A 19,433-nucleotide genomic window follows, 5' to 3' on the forward strand; every position below is an offset into this window, starting at 1 on the left:
AAATGGTTGAACTACGCAAGGAGTTATGGCTACTGAATTAAATGTGATTGCTCCCTACACAAAAGGTTGGGACTCACAAAATCAATACGATCATAATGAGGCCCGCATTGTCCGCAACGCACCGAATACCTGGGAAGTAATATTAGGTTACGATGATCTTCCGGATCTAATAAATAAAATCAATCAATTACTTACTATAGATCCCGATCATCCTTGTTTGAAAACTTTGGAGATTTACGCTCACGGCAACCCTACCGCAATCAATGACTTGTCACGGTCTGATGTCAATTCCTGGGCTAGCCAATTGAAAACCCTTACCTGGTGTGATGAGGCCAGTATTTATCTTTCAGGGTGCAACACTGGACTGAAGCGTACAACACGAATAACAAACCCTCTTGTTACGGGACCTATCGCTAAGCTGCTAGCTGATGCACTACAATTCAATGCTGCTTCGTTTGCCCATAAAATTTGGGTTTATGGATCCAAAGGATATTTATCCGGGTCCCATGTAGAAGGGAGTGAAAAAACTGTCGATACCTTCACCGAGCGAGAATTGGCCTGGTCAATCCCACCCTGGACGACAACGATTTGGGAAAAGTTTCCTGGAGGATCAAATGCGACTGGAAATGCTTGCTGGTTAGGATTTAAAAATGGGAATTGGTGATGGCTACTACTGTTAAAATAATTGAATATGGCACCCCAAACGAACTTACATTGGATTCGTTCCAACGCAAGTTGTTTTTAAACGAACTCAGGCGTGTACAGGGATCTGGTATTTCAGTTTTTTTTAAAAATCTCTTTGCCCAAATGCGTAAAAGCACAAGACCAATACTTATTCGACCGGACTGTCAGATCATAATAGACACCAACGGTCAGGTAACCGAATATTTTTTACAGGGAAAGTTTGTATTGTGCAAAAAAGGAAGCCGTTTAAACCATCAATTCTATATGGGAGTACTGCTGGAGCATTGGCTTGGAATGCTGCCATAATGTGATCGGGTTTGGTTGAAATATATCAATTGTAATCATTACAATTTAGAAACCGGATAAGCAACAGCGGTTGTCTGATAATTTTTCACAAAGATTCCGATTTAAAAAAACCAAGCCCAAAAGGGGTCAAACCATCGAACACATTTCCCCTGTTCTGTCCCTCCATTCTCATATGCTGCCATGAAAATAAATGCAAATGGGAATCGCTCTGCTAACAGGAGAGGGAATCCTGGAATTAATCTTTTGTTTTTTGTAGGCAATTACCTGAGGAGGTTTCAGGAATTAATGAAGCCAAAGATGTTTGGACAAATTCTTCTATTTTTCCATCCGAAGCATTGCTCAAAAATCACTAACTTGGGCTGAATTTAGCAGAAATAATCTGCGAGCAATTCCTATAAGTACCTCAAAAACCAGATCTACAAATGGCTAAAGGCAGTAAAAAACTTTTTCTTCTGGACGCAATGGCCCTGATTTACAGGGCTCATTTTGCCTTCAGCAAAAACCCCAGAATCAACAGCAAAGGGCTCAACACGGGAGTCATGCTGGGATTTACCAATACCTTGCTGGAGGTTCTGGAAAAGGAAAACCCCTCACACATCGCCGTGGTATTCGACACCAAGGCCCCCACTTTTCGCCACAAACAGTTTGAAGCCTACAAGGCCAACAGGCAGGAACAACCTGAAGACATTGAGGTGGGCATTCCCTGGGTCAAACAAATTGTACAGGCATTTAACATTCCCACTCTTGAGCTTGATGGTTACGAAGCCGATGATATCATAGGCACATTGGCCAAAAAAGCGGAGAGAACCAGTTTTACCGTGTACATGATGACTCCGGATAAAGACTACGGGCAGTTGGTGGAAGACCACATTTACCTGTATAAACCTGCCTTTATGGGCAATGCGGTAGATATTATGGGTCCGAAAGAGATATGTGAAAAATGGGACATAGAAAATGTAGATCAGGTAAGGGATATACTGGGCCTCATGGGAGATGCTGTGGACAACATCCCAGGAATACCCGGAATTGGTGCCAAAACCGCCGTTAAACTTTTGAAAGAATATGGGTCCGTTGAGGAACTGGTAAAAAACACCGATCAGCTGAAGGGCAAGCAAAAGGAAAATGTGGAAAATTATGCCCAACAAGGCATTTTATCCAAGGAGCTGGCCACGATCATGCAGGATGTCCCCATTGAATTCGATGAGAAATCCCTGACACGGGATCCTCCCAATGAAGAAAAACTGAAAGCACTTTTTGCTGAGCTGGAATTCAGGACATTGACCAAGAGAGTTTTTGGAGAAGCCCTCAAAAAGCCGGCATTGAAAGTGGATGAGCAATTGGGTTTATTTACCGGGCAGGACACTGCAGAAAGCAATGAAATTGCAACACCGGAACCCCCTATTCCAGCCACAAACAGTCTGGGCAGCCTTTTTACCCGGGACCATGATTACCATAAGGTGTCCGGAGAGCAGGCCATTAAAGATTTGGTGCGCTACTTACTGATGCAAAAAGAGATTTGTTTCGATACGGAAACTACCTCCATTAATCCCAATGAAGCAGAATTGGTGGGGATTTCCTTTGCCTACCTCCCCGGTGAAGCCTACTACATCCCTTTTCCGGGAGAAATGAAGGCTGCAAAAGAAATCCTATCCCTGTTAAAGCCGGTTTTTGAATCCGTTGAAATCCTGAAAATAGGTCAAAACATCAAATACGATATCCTGGTCTTGATGAATTACGGCATGGAAGTGAAAGGAAAGCTTTATGATACCATGCTGGCCCATTACCTGATCGAACCGGAAGGCAAACACTCCATGGATTGGATGGCAGAGCAGTACCTCAATTATAAGCCTGTATCCATAGAGACCCTTATTGGTAAAAAAGGTAAAAACCAGGGCAACATGAAGGATGTGGATCCAGATGAAGTGGTAGATTATGCCGCAGAAGATGCGGATATTACCCTCTTGTTGAAAAAATCCCTGGATCCCATCATTAAGGAAAACAAACTCGATCATTTACTTCATGAAGTGGAAAGTCCATTGATTGAAGTACTGGCAGCCATGGAATTTGAAGGTGTCAGGATCGATACGGATAGTTTGGCAGAGATGTCCAAAGAACTGGAAACAGAAAGCCGGGAAATAGAAAAAAAGGTTTACGAACTGGCGGGAGAACAGTTTAACCTCAGCTCCCCCAAGCAGCTGGGCGAGATCCTCTTTAACAAACTCCAACTGGATCCCAAGGCAAAGAAAACAAAAACGGGGCAATATGCTACCGGAGAAGAAGTACTGAGCAAGCTTGCCGTAGAACACGAGATAGCCCAGGCCATCCTGGATTTCAGGCAAATGGTCAAGCTCAAATCTACCTATGTGGATGCCCTTCCCAGCCTGATCAATCCAAAAACCGGCCGGATCCATACCACCTACAATCAATTTGTAGCTGCCACAGGCAGGCTCTCCTCCATCAATCCCAACCTGCAGAACATTCCAATCCGAACCGAAAGGGGAAGGGAAATAAGAAAGGCTTTTGTCCCCAGGGATGAAAACCATTTAATTCTTGCAGCAGATTATAGCCAGATAGAACTGCGAATCATGGCCGCATTCTCTCAGGACACTTCCATGATAGAGGCCTTTAAAAACGGCAGGGACATTCATGCCACCACGGCCGCAAAAATTTTCCAGGTTCCTTTGGCGGAAGTGACAGGGGATATGCGCCGAAAAGCCAAGACGGCCAATTTCGGGATCATCTATGGTATTTCTGCTTTCGGGCTATCCCAAAGGTTGAAAATCCCCAGGGGGGAAGCCAAAGACATCATCGAAGCCTATTTCAAAGAATTCCCCTCTGTTAAAGCCTATATGGATGAAAGCATAGAAAAAGCCCGGAAGAATGAATATGTGGAAACCATTTTGGGAAGAAGACGCTACTTGCGGGACATCAACAGCCGGAATGCCACCATGAGGGGATTCGCAGAACGAAATGCCATCAATGCGCCTATTCAGGGTTCAGCAGCCGATATGATCAAAGTGGCCATGATCCATGTTCACGAATGGATGCTCCAAAACAAGCTCAAATCCAAAATGATATTGCAGGTACACGATGAACTGGTATTTGATGCCTACAAGGAAGAAACGGAATTGTTAAAACAGGAAATCCCGAAACTCATGGGCGATGCCATCAAAATAGCGGTACCGCTGGAGGTGGAGATAGGCATGGGCAAAGATTGGCTGGAAGCCCATTGAGATTTCTGATCCTGACAAAACCAACGCCCGATTAATAGTTACATTCCTTAAAAAAGCATCCAAATATTTATCATGGCCAAAATTAAAACTGCTTATTTCTGTCAAAACTGTGGGGTGGAAAGTGCCAAATGGGTAGGAAAATGTCCTTCCTGTGGGGAGTGGAACACCTATATGGAGGAAGTGGTCCAGAAAGAAGATGGCCAAAGGGGTGCCTGGAAGTCTGGCAACTCAGACCCCAAAAAAGCCAATAAACCAAAAAAGTTGAAAGAAATCAACTATGAGGAACAATCCAGGCTGGTGACAGGGGATGAGGAACTGGATAGGGTTTTGGGAGGGGGTATCGTGCCCGGATCCCTTGTATTAATTGGCGGAGAACCGGGAATAGGGAAATCCACTTTAATGCTTCAGATCGCCCTGATGCTTGCCCAGACAAAAATCCTTTACGTTTCCGGAGAAGAAAGTGAAAATCAGATTAAAATGCGCAGTGAGCGCATGAAATACCAATCTGACCAATGCTATGTACTTTCAGAAACCAATACCCAACAGATTTTCCAACAGATAGAATTGTTAAAGCCAGAATTACTTGTCATAGACTCCATCCAAACCCTGCACAGCCAGTATGTGGCTTCAGCTGCCGGCTCGGTCAGCCAGGTCCGGGAATGCACGGCTGAATTGATGAAATTTGCCAAGCAAACAGGTACTCCGGTTTTTCTTATCGGTCATATCACCAAGGATGGCTCCATAGCAGGGCCGAAGATCCTCGAGCACATGGTGGATACGGTATTGCAATTTGAAGGTGACCGGCACCTGAGTTACCGTATTCTGCGAACCTCCAAAAATCGCTTTGGCTCCACCAATGAACTTGGAATCTACGAAATGCATGCCGATGGCCTGAAGGCGGTAAACAATCCATCTGAAATTCTACTGACCCAGCGGGAAGAACAGCTCAACGGGGTGGCCATAGGGGCCATGCTGGAAGGTAACCGCCCTCTTTTGATAGAAATCCAGTCTCTCGTCAGCCCTGCTACTTATGGAACACCTCAGAGAAGCAGCACCGGACATGATGCCAAAAGACTCAACATGCTGCTCGCAGTCCTGGAAAAACGAGGGGGAATGCGCTTGGGGCAACAGGATGTTTTCCTCAACGTAGCCGGTGGGCTTAGGGTAGATGACCCGGGACTAGACCTTTCTGTCTGCGCCTCTATCATTTCATCCCATGAAGACAGTCCCATCGATCCGGGTACTTGTTTTGCGGGGGAAATCGGCCTTGGAGGAGAAATCAGGGCTGTAAACCGCATTGAAAGCCGCATAGCCGAAGCCGCGAAAATGGGATTCAAAAGGATCATTTTGTCCAAGTATGCCATCAAAGGACTGGACCCGCGAAAATTTGCTATTGAAATTTTACCGGTTGGAAAATTGGAAGAAATGTACCGCCACCTGTTTTTATAAGTCCTTATTCCGAAAGGTCTTCCAATGGCTTTTTACCCCCGAAAGCAGCAAAACAACAATTCTTATGCAGGACATCCAATTGGGTAAAACCTACCTTCTCCATCAGCCTGAGCTGGAAGGTCATTGAACGGGGGCTGTCTTCCTTTTCAATATAATCGAATACTTTCTTCCTGTATTTGAGGCCTCCAATGCTCTCCAGGTAGCGGGCATACCTGTTCCACATCATTTCCTGGACTTTTGGATCATCATGCGCCACCAAATCAGAAACCCAAAATGATCCACCCGGTGCCAAAAGCTCGAAAATTTTTCTGAAAACATCTTCCCAGTCCTGCTCATCCCTAAGGTGATGCAATACGGCGGCAGCCACAATAACATCATATTTATTGGCAGTCAATTCAGCATCCCTGATATCTGCCTGGATCGTATTTACCTTACCGGTAGTCGCCCAGGAAACCCGATCCTGGGCCTTTACCAACATGGGTTTGCTCAGATCAAGTAAATCACAATCTATTTGTGGGAGGTATTGTAATATTTTTAAGGAAAGATTTCCTGCTCCGGAGCCAATATCCAATAAAGTCTTAGCTTGTGGACTGGAAACCACCACCGCATTGGCAATCAGCTCCATGGAAAGGGGGGCATCCATGGTGGCCTCCTGCCCGGTATCCAGGTTAGAAAAACGTTCCACATCCCGATCGAATCTTTTTCTGATTTCCTCAGTTGTCGATTTATTTTGCATAGGGTTATCTAAGGTTTAAATAAAAACAAATTCGATTTTAACCATTTTTCTGTACAAATACAATTATTAGGCATTCATACCGGAAAATAGCAGTGTAACACCAGGATGGTTTTTCTGTTTTTAAGGTGGTTTGGTTTTACTGTACCTTTTGCAAAAACGGAGCCGATGCTTGCTTTTCCAGATCAATCAAAAACCCATTAACCACCGCATACCGCAGTTTCCCGTCTTTTTCCAGGTAAAAATCAGGGTTGTTGTCTAATCCCGCCTTCATGGCTGGCTTCATGTCACCTGAATATAAAAGGAGTGGCCATTCATGAATTTTTCCTTTGTCGGCTTCTGTGGTTTTTACGGCCATATACCCATTTTTGAGCATACCCCAGGCCAGGCTATCTGTCAAATCCTCCAAAGCAACTTCTTCATCCCAAACTTTACCGGGGCTCAGTACCATCCCTTCAGCATCCAGTTCCTGATAGCCATAATAAACCGAAAGATCACCCCAATCCGAAACATTGCCCCTGGTATAACGGATGCCTTCCTGGTACAGGTCAGATCTCCGGATACCAATATCAGTCCGGTAGCTGTAGTCATTGGTTTCCGTGCCTACATTTTTAATCAGTAGATCCATCAATTTGGAATCATTATCAGGGATAGCGAAATAATCATCCTCATTAAAGTTTTCATATCCACCGCTTGCAATTTCATACAAGGCATTGAGAATAATCATGAAATTGAGCTTCCTGATATATTGCTTCTCCGGATCATCCGGATACCCTCCCGACTCTATCAAAATGGTGCTGGTTCCCCACTTTTGAAAATTATCTCCAAATGCCCGGGGTTCAAAAGTGTCGTTGTATTTGCCTACGTGCCCGGGGACCTCTTCCTGAAGCACCCTGTTCATTCCTGCAATCAGCTTCATGGCCCTGCTTCTGACAGGATTGATTTCCCTGGCTTCATTATAGGCCGGGGCCAATACGGAAATTGTGGCAGGCAGAGCAGTTCCCTGGGCATTGTAGTACACATTTTGGTCATGCAGGTTAAACCCAAATTCAGGCTCAAACTCATCTCTTGCCTCTTTCAGAATGATGCCTTCCGGACTGCTTTGTCTGATTGCATCCCTATTGAGATCAATGTCCTGCACATTCCTTCTCTGAAATCTTTCCGCGCCGTCAGGGTTGACCATGGGGATGAACCGCAGCAGTAAATTCTCCCGTATGGTGGAACGCAAATCGGCGAATTTGTCAGTTGATGATCCCTCCAAAAAATTAAAAAGATCGAATAATGCCATTGTGGCTGTGCTTTCATTGCCATGCATCTGGGACCAAAGCAATACCTTTATTTCCCCTTCCCCAAATGTCAGGGAATGAATGGGCCTCCCCTCTACGGAATATCCCAGCACCTGATTTTCAAAGGCAGAGCTACGGTTGTTGATTAATGGGGCTATTTTATTGTATCCAAACCTTCGTTCGGTAATGCTATTTTCCTGAAACCCGGCATAAGCCTCTGCCAAATCGGCGGTTTCCATCAAGGCTGTATTTTGAGGCTCCCGGCAAGCCTGGAAAAGAATCAAACAAATCAAAAGCATCAATCGGAATAGGTAGTAAGTGGTCATTTCCTGCTTGTAGGTTGGTTTTCCTGTAAATATGCGTAATTTAGATTAGATTTTTAATAAAGAAAATAAAAGCTTATTGGCTTTGCCTATCTTTGGGGCATAGAAAACACCACATTATTTTTATGAAACTTGAATTACTACCTTATAAGTTACCTCTTAAGCATACCTTTACTATAGCCCACCAAAGCCGGGATGTTCAGGATACCCTGATCGTAAAATTGATAGACAAAGATGGCCTTTATGGACTTGGGGAGTCCACAACCAATCCCTTTTATGGTATCAGCCTGGAAAATATGCAGGCTTGTCTGGGAGATGTTGCAGGGATGCTGGCTGAATTGGAGCCCATCCATCCGGAAGCCCTATGGGACAAAACCAGGTCGTATTTTAAAGGAAATCCCTTTGCCCAATGTGCCCTTGACATGGCAGCCTGGGATCTGTATGCGAAAAAACAGGGCAAAAAATTATACGAATTGCTTCATTTAAATCCTAACAATATCCCGCTCACCAACTTCACCATAGGCATAGCTCCCATCCCAAAAATGATCGAAAAAATGAAGGAGCTTGATTGGCCGATCTATAAAATAAAACTGGGAACGGACCATGACCTTGACATTGTCAAGGCACTGAGAAAACATACCGATGCCGTTTTCAGAATTGATGCCAATTGCGCCTGGACGGCAGATCAGGCCATTGCCTTTTCCAAAGAACTTGCAGCACTTAATGTAGCGTTTATGGAACAGCCATTACCAAAAGATGATTTTCAGGGAATGAAAAAAGTGTATGCCAATAGTGCCCTTCCTGTGATTGCAGATGAAAGTTGTATCATAGAAGCCGACGTAAAGAAATGTTATGGCCATTTTCATGGGATCAATGTAAAATTGGTAAAAGCAGGAGGCATCAGCCCCGGGTTGAGGATGCTTCAGGAGGCCAAAACCCTGGGCATGAAGACCATGGTGGGCTGCATGACAGAGTCATCGGTGGGGATTTCTGCCATTGCCCATATTGCGGGCATGCTTGATTACGTGGACATGGACGGAGCCATGCTGTTGGCCAGCGATATTGCAAAGGGAGTGACCATTTCTCCGGAACGGGTGACCTTTCCGGACAGGCCTGGAACAGGTGCCTTACTGATTTAATTGCCTTACTTATGAGCCACAAATACTTGACCCGGCAATTGGGTAGAGAAATCGTATATAACGAAAAAACCTACCTGCATTTCAGCGGAACGGCATATTTGGGAATTGGGGCCTTGCCGGAATTCAAAAACCTGCTCATAGAAGGCATCAAAAAGCATGGTCCCAACCACGGATCCAGCAGAACCAGTAATGTTCAGCTTCCCATATACGAGCAATTTGAAACCGAATTCGCTAAAAATGCCGGTGCACCGGAAGCCTTATTGCTCAGCAGCGGCTATATGGCAGGACAACTGGCCCTTGAAACCTTAAAAAAGCAAACAGACCTGACCTGGGTGGCACCGGACACGCATCCTGCCATATTACCGTCCCGGTTCAAGCCCTATAGCGATACCTTTTCAGCCTGGACCAGGCATTGTATACAGAAGTCCAGGGAATTGATGGGGCAAAATATATTGATGCTGTCCAATGCGGTAAACCCCCTGAAGCCGGAAGTTCACGACTTCCGGTGGACCAAAAACCTATCGCCTGCCAACAGATACTTTTTACTAGTGGATGATAGCCATGCCTTTGGGATTTTGGGTGAGAATCTGTTCGGCACTTATGCCAGCTGGAAGGACCTGCCCGTAAATCTAACGGTTTGCGGATCTCTGGGAAAAGCACTTTCTTTACCGGCAGGGATTATTCTGGGGGATGGTTTGTTAATGGAAAATGCAAAAAATAGTCCGGTTTTCAGGTCTTCCTCCCCCCCGGCACCGGCCTTTCTGGATGCTTTTTTACAAGGCATACCCATGTATTTGAAGCAAAGAAAAAAGCTTTTGGCCAATATGGATTATATGTACGGAAAACTGTCGGGCCAGGAAAGCTTTCAATTTTTACCTGACTATCCGGTCATTACTTTTGAGAATACCGCATGGGTAGACCAACTGCACCGTATGGGTTTTATTTTGTCTTCCTTCCCTTATCCAGGTCCTGAGGACAGGCCGGTCAACAGGATTGTGGTTTCGGCCTGGCATAAGAAGGAAGACCTGAATCTCCTGCTGCAAGCACTGATGAAGCTACAATAGAATTCACTCCACCTCTCCTGCCTGCTGGGTTTGTTTCTCATAAAGTTCCGCGTAGGTCCCTTTGGCTTGCATCAATTCCTCATGATTTCCTTTTTCCACTACCCTTCCATCGTCCAAAACAATGATCTGGTCTGCCAGCTTTGCAGAAGATACCCGGTGAGAAATGATAATGGAAGTCCTGCCTTTCATGATTTTTTCCAATGCATTCAATATGGCATTTTCGGTTTTGGTGTCTACAGCGGAAAGGCAGTCATCCAAAAGCAATATTCTTGGGGATTTGGCCACAGCTCTGGCAATGGAAACCCTTTGTTTTTGCCCTCCTGATAAGGTAATACCCCTTTCTCCAAGGCGGGTATCAAAGCCATTTGGAAACTCGATGATGTTTTGGTAAACATCCGCATCTTTTGCTGCCTGCTCAATGCTTTCCCTATCCAGTTCCCTTCCCAGGCCAAACCCAATATTATTGGTAATTGTATCACTAAAAAGGAAAACGTCCTGCGGCACATAGCCAATTTGCTCTCTTAGGTTTGCAATATCAAACGCGCGTATGTCATGACCATCAATCAACAGTTTGCCTTCCGTAGCATCATACATGCGCATGAGCAGGTTCGCCACTGTAGATTTTCCCGAACCTGTGGTACCGATAATTGCAAGAGACTGGCCAGCAGAAATTTTGAAGCTTACTTTATCCAGGGCTTTGATGCCTGAATCAGGATAGACAAAAGATAGGTTTTCTACTTCAATATCACCTTTAATGTCCAGACATAAATTTTCTGAACTGAGTATTTCGTTCTTCTGATCCATAAACTCATTGATTCTGGCCTGAGAAGCGGCTGCTCTTTGCACGATGCTGGTTACCCAACCCAGAGAGGTCACCGGCCAGGTGAGCATATTCACATATAAAATAAATTCCGCAATGACACCATAACCTATGGCACCTTCAATTACCTGAATTCCGCCAACATAAACTGTTATGATGGTACTCAGGCCAATCAATGCCAGTATCAATGGAAAAAAAAGGGATTGAACCCTGGTAAGGGAAATGGATTTTTCTTTGTAATCTTCGCTGGCATTTTCAAATTTCCTGGCACTGTCCTCCTCTCTAACGAAAGATTTGATCACCCGGATACCCGAAAAGGCTTCTTGTACAAAAGTACTTAAGCCTGAAAGGCTCCTTTGTATTTTTTCCGACCTTTCATTGATCATGTTGTTTACCACGTAAATACTCAAGGACAAAACGGGAAGCGGCAATAGGGAATAAAGGGTCAGCGGGACATTCACGGTAAGCATATAACCTATGACCATCGGAAATAAAATAACCAGGTTGATGCCGTACATCAGGGCCGGACCGAGGTACATCCTCACCTTGGAAACATCTTCGGTAATCCTGGCCATAAGGTCACCAGTGCTGTTTTGCCTGAAAAAACTTAAGGGCAAGCTTTGGTAATGCCTGAAAATTTCATTTTTGATGTCGTATTCTATTAACCTGGACATGGCAATGATGGTCTGCCGAATCAGGAAGAGAAAAAGACCACGCAATAAGGCCATTCCCAGGATCAGCAAGCCAAATATCAAAATGTATTTCAGAAAAAAACTCCTTGAGAGCTCTTTTACCAAACCACCTTCCTCAAATACCTGATAATAGCTAAAACTTTCCACCACATAATCAATGGCAATTCGAACCAGTTGGGCCGGAATAATGACAAAAATATTGGAAATAAAAGTGAAAACTATTCCTAAAAAAAGATATAGCTTATATTTATACAGATATTTATTTAATCTCCAGAGGGGCTTCACAAAATAAAAATCTTTAGAATTAACAATATCTTTTACAAGATATGTTACTTTGCGGTGTTTGAATGAATGAAATGTAATTAATTTTGCAGGGTTTTAAAATTACCTGGACTCAAATATAACGTTTTCTAAATGCCAAAGTTCAATGGCAGGTATCAAAACAGGAGAAAAAATGGGAATGACTGAAATCTAAGGGCTAATAGTAGCTAATAATGGACTTGAAAAATCCCCAGCGACGGCCGAACTGAGATGTCGCGTCCGGAAATCGGATACAAAAAAAGGTAAGCCCGCATATCATATGGCTTCAGAAAGAAACAGCTCTTTGGCCATGTGAATACTGTGCGGTAATCGTTAAAAAAAATTTTAAAGGCCTGAACAATTATTTATTTGCCCTTTGCAGGTACATTTATTAATTTGCAGGAATTTTCAGTATGATAAGCAAATTTACGTTGAATGCAACTGATAACGTTGAATTCATCACGTTCTTTAATTTTAGTTAATGTTAAACAGGAGAATCTTAAGAGTAAAAGCATTTCAGACACTTTATGCTTATCAGCAGTGTAAGTATTCCAACGCTAATCTGGCACAAGATTTTATTAAAGAATCTTTTCTGCCTGACCTCAACACCATGGAAATTCAGGACCGAGGTCAATTAAAAAAAGAGGCCGAGAGATGTGTCACCCTTTTTATAAAAAACCTTGATAAGGACGAATTAATTGCTGCAAATGAGAACAGCGAAAAAATAAGACATACTGCAATCAAAGCCATAGATCTTTACCACAAATACAATCAAAAAGACAGGGAATTTTTGAAGAACAATATGTTGACTGCTGTGGAGAATATTCCGGGGCTATACTTGTTTGCCATCAGCATGTTGTTGGGTTTCGGAACCCATGTCAGGAAGGAAAAAGCGAAAAAAAGGATTTTGGAAGATCAGCCTATCATCCAACCTCCTTCGGTTTATAACCTGGGAAACAATAAAGTCCTTGAAATCATTGCAGCGAACCACTCCTTTAAGCGAGAATGCCTTAGGTTTCAGGTTGATTTAGAAGATTTGGAACAGGAAATCAAAGAATGGTACAGGGAATTGGTAAAGCCTCAGGAGGATTACCAAAAATACATGCATACAGAAAACCCTACTTTTGAGCAAGACAAGGAGGTGCTTCAATCCATTTTGAAAAAAGTCTTGTTCAAAAGTGAAGCACCGCTCAGTTTTTTTCAGGACAGGGATTTGAATTGGTCCGAAAACAAACCAATTGTCAGAAGTTTGGCATCGAAAGTGCTTAAGAATCTTACAGGCAATGAAGAAAGTTCGGATGAAATACTTCCGGAGTTGGCACTTAACTGGGAAGAGGACAAGGAATTCTTCCAAAATATATTTAACTTGACCATTACATCAGGCCAGGATTTCAGCACCTTGATCGCTGAAAAAGCGAAAAATTGGGATGTGGAAAGGATAGCCTTAACGGACAGGGTGATACTTATTATGGCACTGACGGAAATGGTAAATTTTCCAAGTATTCCGACCAAGGTAACTATAAACGAGTACATAGATATATCCAAAACATACAGTACGCCCAAAAGCAAGCAGTTTGTGAATGGAATATTAGATACTTTGTCGAAAGAATTAACCGATAGCGGAAAAATCCGTAAAAGTGGTAGAGGACTTATTGATAATAAATGACACAGAAAATGAGCAAAAAAACAAATTCAATATTCGTTTTTGCCTTGGGAGCAGGTATCGGGGCTGTTCTGGGGGTGCTTTATGCACCTGATTCAGGTAACAACACCAGAGATAAATTATCTTACCGACTGGGTAAGTACAGAAATGAATTGGAAGATCTTATCGATGATCTGGTAGAAGGGAAAAGTCTGCCCGATAACCTGGCCAAATCCGAAGGGGACAAAGTGATCACTGAGGCCAAATCAAAAGCAGAAAACCTGCTCAATGATGTGAATAAGCTAATTGATCAAATCAATAAAGAAAACAATAACAATTAAAGTATTCATTTATGAATTATTCAAAAATTCCAGTTTGGCTTTTGGGGGCTTCCCTATTGTTTACTGCAGCTTGTAGCCAGAGCGAAAAGGATGACCGGATTGAGGCTTTAGAGCAAAAAATATCTCAGCTGGAGCAAAATCAGGTCGTAACACCCAGCAATACACAAAATGTAACACCTGCTGACCCCTCCTCCATTGCAGCCTTTAGCTTTGAGGAAGAGGTATTTGATTTCGGAACAATCCAGGAAGGCAAGGTAATTGAGCATCTTTTTACCTTTGAAAACTCAGGTCAGGCTCCCCTGGTAATTTCCAATATTCAGGCTTCCTGTGGCTGTACCACGCCTGAATGGACGAAAACCCCTATCAAGCCAGGAGAAGAAGGTTTTGTTAAAGTAGCTTTCAACTCAACAGGGAAATCAGGTGTTCAAAGTCCAACAGTAACAATTCAGGCCAATACCTCACCAAACGTAACTCGTTTAAGACTTAAAGGAACAGTAAATAGAAATTCGGCTTCAGCATCACAACCTGCTGCAGGCCCCGTTAAAAGATAAAAATGTACAACCAAATATTGCTTCAATTAGATGGTGCCGGATCTGGCATCATGGGTCAGGTATTTCTGTTCGGCAGTATCATTCTGATCATGTACTTTTTCATGATCAGGCCCCAACAAAAAAAACAAAAAGAAACCACCAGGTTTATCTCTGAAATTAAAAAAGGAGATCATGTTGTAACGGTAGGAGGAATCCATGGAAAAGTTTTTTCTGTGGAAGGTGACATCGTGCAGATAGAATTGGATAAAGGCATTAAATTGAAAGTAGAAAAATCTGCCCTATCGCTGGATTACTCTAAAAAGCTAAATAATGGTAAATAATTCCCTGTACAATTGAGTACATTAGGTAAATATTTCAGGAAGCTGAAACCTGAAAAAACATCAAACCTGAAAGTGGTAGTCCTATGTGTTTTCACGGCTTCCACTTTTTGGCTTTTGAATGCATTAAACAAAGACAACTACACGACAACAGTAACCCAACCCGTAGTCATTGACTATGATAAGGAAGAATACATGGCTGTTTCCGGGGTTCCCAGGGAAATCAGGATTTCTATAAACGGCAATGGATGGGACCTGCTAAAGAGACATTTTAAAATGGGTGTAACCGAATTTGAAATCTGGCTTGAGGAACCATCCAGACAACCCTACCTGCTTACATCCGATATTGAAAGCCAACTCTCAGAACATATTGCCAGCACAAACCTGGTAGATATTGTCCAGGATACCTTGTTTTATCAAATTGATAAAATTGTATCTAAACGAATTCAGTTGGTAGCTGACACGACTGAAAACACACTGGCTGAAAACCATGCCTTTGCCTCAGCCATTGAGATAGAACCTAAAACAGTTATGGTAACAGGACCCATTTCCATAATTGAACAATTGGAGGGCAAACTCAGGGTCCCTTTGGGTGAGCGGAATATTGAAGATGATTTTTCCAGGCTCCTTCCTCTGGAATTGGATAGGGAGTTGGACAGGTACCTTTCCCTCGATGAAGAAACAGCTCAGATATCCTTTATGGTGGAAGAATTCCTGGAAAATACCCTGCAATTGGAAATCAATAAACTTTATTTTCCAAATAATGTTGATATCAACAGTGACATCACTGAGGTGAGGGTGAATCTTTATGTCAAAGAAAGCCGTCTGGAGGATTTTCAAAACCTGGAACTTGCTGCAACGCTAAATTATAACAACAGAAACCGGGAAGACAGCACCATTTCAGTATCCTTGAATACCGCACCGGACTACATCCGGGACGTTTCCTTTGAACCTGAAAGTTTCAAGTTGACCTATGAATAACCCCAAACCAGTTTTGGTAGGAATCAGTGGGGGCATTGGAGCGGGAAAAACCTTGGTGACCAAAATTTTTACCCTCCTGGACATACCGGTATACAATGCCGACGAAAAGGCAAGGTGGCTTATGGCCCATCAAAAAGGGCTTAAATCAGCAATTAGTTCAGTATTTGGAGAGCAATCCTATTTTCAGGACGGAAGCCTGAATAGAAAGTTCCTGGCGGACAAGGTTTTTGCAGACCCCATCCTCACCAAAAAAATAAATTCCCTTGTTCATCCAGTAGTAAAAGCAGATTTCAGGGAATGGGCAGGCAAACAAAAATCAAGATACGTATTAAAGGAAGCCGCCCTTTTGTTTGAGACAGGGTCATTTAAAGAATTGGAATTCACCATCCATGTCACTGCGCCAAAGCAATTGAGGATGGAGCGGATCAAACAAAGGGACCCCCACAGATCCGAAACTCAAATCTTACAGATCATGGAAAAACAATGGGATGACCCTAAAAAAAACGAACTTTCTGATTTTATTTTATACAATGACAACAGCAAATTGGTAATCCCTCAGGTGCTTCAAATCCATAAAGCCCTGCAGTCAGGAAACCCCTAAAAAGGCAATCAGATTTCTGCCAGGCTGATTTGATCAAGGTAGAATTTCATTCTGGAATGCCTTTGGTTTAAAAATTCAATTTTGTCAATCCTGTCGTATTTGTGATTGTAAAAAACCTCAACATACTCTTTTCCTAAGAGATAAAGGTTTACTTTATAGGCATAATAACGAATGGCAACTACAAATGTACCTTCCGTATATAACTTTTGAATTTTCTTATGAAGTGTAAGCTTTCTAAAATCCTCTTTGCTCATATCAAATCTATTGGGCTTCCCGGTGAATCGAACATCCAGTTTGATGGGGCTATTTTCTTTAGGTAAACGACTAAGCGGAAATAAAAGTAAATAATTATTGTAAAAATTGCATCCCGAATTCAAAGTAATTTAACCTTACCCTGCAGCTTTTGCAAGATTGCGTTTTGAATGTTAGTTTTATGCTTTTTACGGGTAATCAAATCTCAATTCCCACATGGATATTAACAGTGTAATGAAAGTCAGGTTCCTGATCATGATATTTGGGCTATCAATGTTGCTGCTTGGCTCCTGTTCCTCTGCCCGTAAAATCCGGCAGCAAAACGTACAGCAGGTAATAGATACCGCAAAATCATTTCAGGGCACTCCGTACCGCTACGGGGGAAGCAGCAGAACAGGCATGGATTGTTCGGCACTGGTCTACTTATCGTTTAGAAGTGTGGGAGTTACCCTTCCCAGGGTTTCAGCAGATCAAAGCCGGATAGGAAAAAGGGTTTCCAAAAGAAAGCTTAAAAAAGGAGATGTGGTATTCTTCGCAACGGGAAGAAGGCGAAGGAGGGTAACCCATGCCGGCATCATTACCGAGAAAAGGCCGGGCAGAACCTATTTTATTCATGCCTCCACCTCTTTAGGGGTAACAGAAGACCATATTCAGTCGAAATACTGGTCGAAAAGGTGGGTGCGGGCCAGGAGGATTTTTTAGTTCGAATCTATTGAAATGCCGGAAGTGTATCCTTTTTTATCATTAAAAAGCTAGTAATATAAAAAAATCGGACAAAGTGTATTAATTTTTAAAACATCCTTTGGTATTCAGCAATATTAACTAATTTTGCACTCGAATTAAAAGTATTGTTCCTATTCATCTTAAAATATAACAATGGCGAATACTGGTAAGATAACTCAGGTAATTGGTCCTGTTGTGGATGTTTCCTTTGAGGGAAGTAAACTACCAAATATCCTTGATGCACTTGAAATCACAAAAGAAAATGGCCAGAAAGTAATCCTGGAAGTTCAGCAACACCTTGGTGAAGACCGGGTAAGAACTATAGCCATGGATTCCTCGGAAGGAATGGTACGGGGAATGGCTGTTTTGGATCTGGGAGCTCCGATTTCGGTACCCACTGGAGAAAGTATCAAAGGAAGGTTATTTAATGTAATAGGTGAAGCCATAGATGGATTGCCACAGCCTGAAACAAAAACCCGCCTCCCAATACACCGGTTACCTCCTAAATTTGAAGATCTAACTACCTCAGCTGAGGTTCTTTATACAGGAATAAAGGTAATCGACTTGATCGAACCTTATGCAAAAGGTGGAAAAATCGGCCTTTTCGGAGGTGCTGGTGTAGGTAAAACCGTACTGATCCAGGAATTGATCAACAATATCGCCAAAGCATACTCAGGCCTTTCAGTTTTTGCCGGAGTAGGCGAACGTACCCGTGAAGGAAACGACCTGTTGCGGGAAATGATTGAATCCGGAATTGTAACCTACGGAGATGATTTCGTCAAATCACTCGAAGAAGAAGGAGGCTGGGACTTGTCCAAAGTAAAACTGGATCAACTGCAGGACTCCAAAGCTACCTTTGTTTTCGGACAGATGAATGAGCCTCCTGGAGCACGTGCAAGGGTTGCCCTGACAGGGTTGACCCTGGCAGAATACTACCGGGATGGAGAAGGAGAAGGTGCCGGAAAAGACATCCTTTTCTTTATTGACAATATTTTCCGTTTTACCCAGGCAGGATCGGAAGTTTCTGCACTATTGGGAAGGATGCCTTCAGCTGTAGGTTACCAACCAACTCTGGCTACCGAAATGGGTGCCATGCAGGAAAGAATAACGTCAACAAAAAACGGATCCATTACTTCTGTACAGGCCGTATACGTACCTGCGGATGACTTGACAGATCCTGCTCCGGCTACTACTTTTGCCCACCTTGATGCACAAACGGTACTTTCACGAAAAATCGCCGAATTGGGTATTTACCCTGCGGTAGACCCTCTTGAGTCTACTTCCAGAATTCTGGAGCCAGGTGTTGTTGGTGAAGAGCATTACAATTGTGCGACCAAAATCAAAGAGCTGTTGCAGCGCTACAAGGAATTGCAGGACATTATCGCCATTCTGGGTATGGAAGAGCTTTCTGAGGAAGATAAAATGGTGGTACACCGTGCCAGAAGGGTACAGCGATTCTTGTCACAGCCCTTTCACGTGGCAGAACAATTTACCGGTCTGAAAGGGGTTTTGGTGGACATCAAAGATACCATCAAAGGCTTTAACATGATCATGGATGGTGAACTGGATCATTTGCCTGAAGCTGCTTTTAACCTGGTAGGAAGCATTGAAGATGCCATCGCCAAGGGAGAAAAAATGCTGGCAGAAGTGAAATAAGCAAAGGGTTGTTTTGAAGGGCTTTCACTTGCTCACCATAAATAAAAATCATGCACTTAGAAATTATTACGCCGGATAAAAAAGTATTTGAAGGAGAAGTCTCAGAAGCTACCTTCCCCGGAGCAAACGGTTCCTTTCAGGTATTGAAAAACCATGCATCCATCATATCTGCTTTGGATAAAGGAGCTGTATCCTATACCACTTCCAATGGGCGAAAATCCCTGGTAGTGGAAGGGGGAGTGGTGGAAGTAAACGATAATAAAATAATTGTCCTGGCCGAAAAAGTGATCGCCTGATCGGCAGGATATCAAAACAAAAAAGGGTTCCGGAGCTTTTCCGG

Annotated in this window: 19 protein-coding genes; 15 read left to right on the forward strand and 4 right to left on the reverse strand. The window is 43.1% G+C overall.

Going from position 1 to position 19,433, the window contains the following annotated elements:
- The first annotated feature begins 25 nt into the window (after positions 1 to 25).
- The 4 genes from G9Q97_RS19775 (at position 26) to radA (ending at position 5,672) form a co-directional block, all read left to right on the forward strand.
- On the forward strand, positions 26 to 664 hold the full coding sequence (locus G9Q97_RS19775) for a hypothetical protein (RefSeq protein ID WP_166150042.1): 639 nt from the start codon (positions 26 to 28) through the stop codon (positions 662 to 664).
- On the forward strand, positions 664 to 990 hold the full coding sequence (locus tag G9Q97_RS19780) for a hypothetical protein (RefSeq protein ID WP_166150044.1): 327 nt from the start codon (positions 664 to 666) through the stop codon (positions 988 to 990). Before G9Q97_RS19775 ends, G9Q97_RS19780 begins: the two co-directional genes overlap by 1 nt.
- Before the next feature lie 422 nt (positions 991 to 1,412).
- Positions 1,413 to 4,223: a DNA polymerase I gene (polA, locus tag G9Q97_RS19785; RefSeq protein ID WP_166150046.1), complete on the forward strand. Its 2,811-nt coding sequence runs from the start codon at positions 1,413 to 1,415 to the stop codon at positions 4,221 to 4,223.
- A gap of 72 nt (positions 4,224 to 4,295) precedes the next feature.
- A complete protein-coding gene (radA, locus tag G9Q97_RS19790) occupies positions 4,296 to 5,672 on the forward strand; it encodes a DNA repair protein RadA (RefSeq protein ID WP_166150048.1) in 1,377 nt (458 codons plus the stop codon).
- Positions 5,673 to 5,676: 4 nt separating this feature from the next.
- Here the strand turns inward: radA and G9Q97_RS19795 are convergent, their stop codons facing one another.
- Both G9Q97_RS19795 and G9Q97_RS19800 read right to left on the reverse strand, forming a co-directional pair.
- Entirely contained in the window at positions 5,677 to 6,408 is a 732-nt protein-coding gene (locus tag G9Q97_RS19795; protein WP_166150050.1) for a class I SAM-dependent methyltransferase, read from the reverse strand.
- 136 nt (positions 6,409 to 6,544) lie between these two features.
- Positions 6,545 to 8,017, reverse strand: a complete 1,473-nt coding sequence (locus G9Q97_RS19800) for a M14 family metallopeptidase (protein ID WP_166150052.1) — start codon at positions 8,015 to 8,017, stop codon at positions 6,545 to 6,547.
- 122 nt (positions 8,018 to 8,139) lie between these two features.
- On the opposite strand from G9Q97_RS19800, the gene G9Q97_RS19805 reads away from it, so the two are divergent.
- Positions 8,140 to 9,153 carry a mandelate racemase/muconate lactonizing enzyme family protein gene (locus G9Q97_RS19805; RefSeq protein ID WP_166150054.1) on the forward strand — a complete coding sequence of 338 codons (1,014 nt, stop codon included), beginning with the start codon at positions 8,140 to 8,142 and terminating at the stop codon, positions 9,151 to 9,153.
- Between the two features lie 11 nt (positions 9,154 to 9,164).
- Positions 9,165 to 10,217, forward strand: coding sequence for an aminotransferase class I/II-fold pyridoxal phosphate-dependent enzyme (locus G9Q97_RS19810; RefSeq protein WP_166150056.1), 1,053 nt, complete (start codon positions 9,165 to 9,167; stop codon positions 10,215 to 10,217).
- Positions 10,218 to 10,220: 3 nt separating this feature from the next.
- Here G9Q97_RS19810 and G9Q97_RS19815 read toward each other — a convergent pair whose 3' ends face one another.
- A complete protein-coding gene (locus G9Q97_RS19815) occupies positions 10,221 to 12,014 on the reverse strand; it encodes an ABC transporter ATP-binding protein (RefSeq protein WP_166150058.1) in 1,794 nt (597 codons plus the stop codon).
- A 496-nt stretch (positions 12,015 to 12,510) separates the two neighbouring features.
- Here G9Q97_RS19815 and nusB point away from each other — a divergent pair, with 496 nt between their 5' ends.
- Genes nusB through coaE form a run of 6 tightly spaced genes read left to right on the forward strand, consistent with a single transcriptional unit; the run spans position 12,511 to position 16,462 of the window.
- Positions 12,511 to 13,695 (forward strand): transcription antitermination factor NusB, encoded by a 1,185-nt coding sequence (gene nusB, locus G9Q97_RS19820; protein ID WP_166150060.1) that lies wholly within the window; start codon positions 12,511 to 12,513, stop codon positions 13,693 to 13,695.
- An 8-nt stretch (positions 13,696 to 13,703) separates the two neighbouring features.
- Positions 13,704 to 14,012 carry a YtxH domain-containing protein gene (locus G9Q97_RS19825; RefSeq protein WP_166150062.1) on the forward strand — a complete coding sequence of 103 codons (309 nt, stop codon included), beginning with the start codon at positions 13,704 to 13,706 and terminating at the stop codon, positions 14,010 to 14,012.
- 11 nt (positions 14,013 to 14,023) lie between these two features.
- On the forward strand, positions 14,024 to 14,563 hold the full coding sequence (locus G9Q97_RS19830; RefSeq protein ID WP_166150088.1) for a DUF1573 domain-containing protein: 540 nt from the start codon (positions 14,024 to 14,026) through the stop codon (positions 14,561 to 14,563).
- 2 nt (positions 14,564 to 14,565) lie between these two features.
- Entirely contained in the window at positions 14,566 to 14,883 is a 318-nt protein-coding gene (yajC, locus tag G9Q97_RS19835) for a preprotein translocase subunit YajC (protein ID WP_166150090.1), read from the forward strand.
- A 12-nt stretch (positions 14,884 to 14,895) separates the two neighbouring features.
- The gene (locus G9Q97_RS19840; protein ID WP_166150092.1) at positions 14,896 to 15,861 is read left to right on the forward strand and encodes a YbbR-like domain-containing protein; all 966 of its coding nucleotides are present in this window, start codon (positions 14,896 to 14,898) and stop codon (positions 15,859 to 15,861) included.
- Positions 15,854 to 16,462 (forward strand): dephospho-CoA kinase, encoded by a 609-nt coding sequence (gene coaE, locus G9Q97_RS19845; protein ID WP_166150094.1) that lies wholly within the window; start codon positions 15,854 to 15,856, stop codon positions 16,460 to 16,462. Before G9Q97_RS19840 ends, coaE begins: the two co-directional genes overlap by 8 nt.
- Before the next feature lie 8 nt (positions 16,463 to 16,470).
- Here coaE and G9Q97_RS19850 read toward each other — a convergent pair whose 3' ends face one another.
- Positions 16,471 to 16,716 carry a hypothetical protein gene (locus tag G9Q97_RS19850; protein ID WP_166150096.1) on the reverse strand — a complete coding sequence of 82 codons (246 nt, stop codon included), beginning with the start codon at positions 16,714 to 16,716 and terminating at the stop codon, positions 16,471 to 16,473.
- Positions 16,717 to 16,930: 214 nt separating this feature from the next.
- On the opposite strand from G9Q97_RS19850, the gene G9Q97_RS19855 reads away from it, so the two are divergent.
- The 3 genes from G9Q97_RS19855 (at position 16,931) to atpC (ending at position 19,389) form a co-directional block, all read left to right on the forward strand.
- Positions 16,931 to 17,416 (forward strand): C40 family peptidase, encoded by a 486-nt coding sequence (locus G9Q97_RS19855; RefSeq protein WP_166150098.1) that lies wholly within the window; start codon positions 16,931 to 16,933, stop codon positions 17,414 to 17,416.
- 174 nt (positions 17,417 to 17,590) lie between these two features.
- Positions 17,591 to 19,093 (forward strand): F0F1 ATP synthase subunit beta, encoded by a 1,503-nt coding sequence (gene atpD / locus G9Q97_RS19860; protein WP_166150100.1) that lies wholly within the window; start codon positions 17,591 to 17,593, stop codon positions 19,091 to 19,093.
- A 50-nt stretch (positions 19,094 to 19,143) separates the two neighbouring features.
- Positions 19,144 to 19,389 (forward strand): ATP synthase F1 subunit epsilon, encoded by a 246-nt coding sequence (atpC, locus tag G9Q97_RS19865; RefSeq protein ID WP_187357740.1) that lies wholly within the window; start codon positions 19,144 to 19,146, stop codon positions 19,387 to 19,389.
- Positions 19,390 to 19,433: the final 44 nt, after the last annotated feature.

Source organism: Cyclobacterium plantarum, assembly GCF_011290685.1.
GTDB classification, from domain to species: Bacteria; Bacteroidota; Bacteroidia; order Cytophagales; family Cyclobacteriaceae; genus Cyclobacterium; species Cyclobacterium plantarum.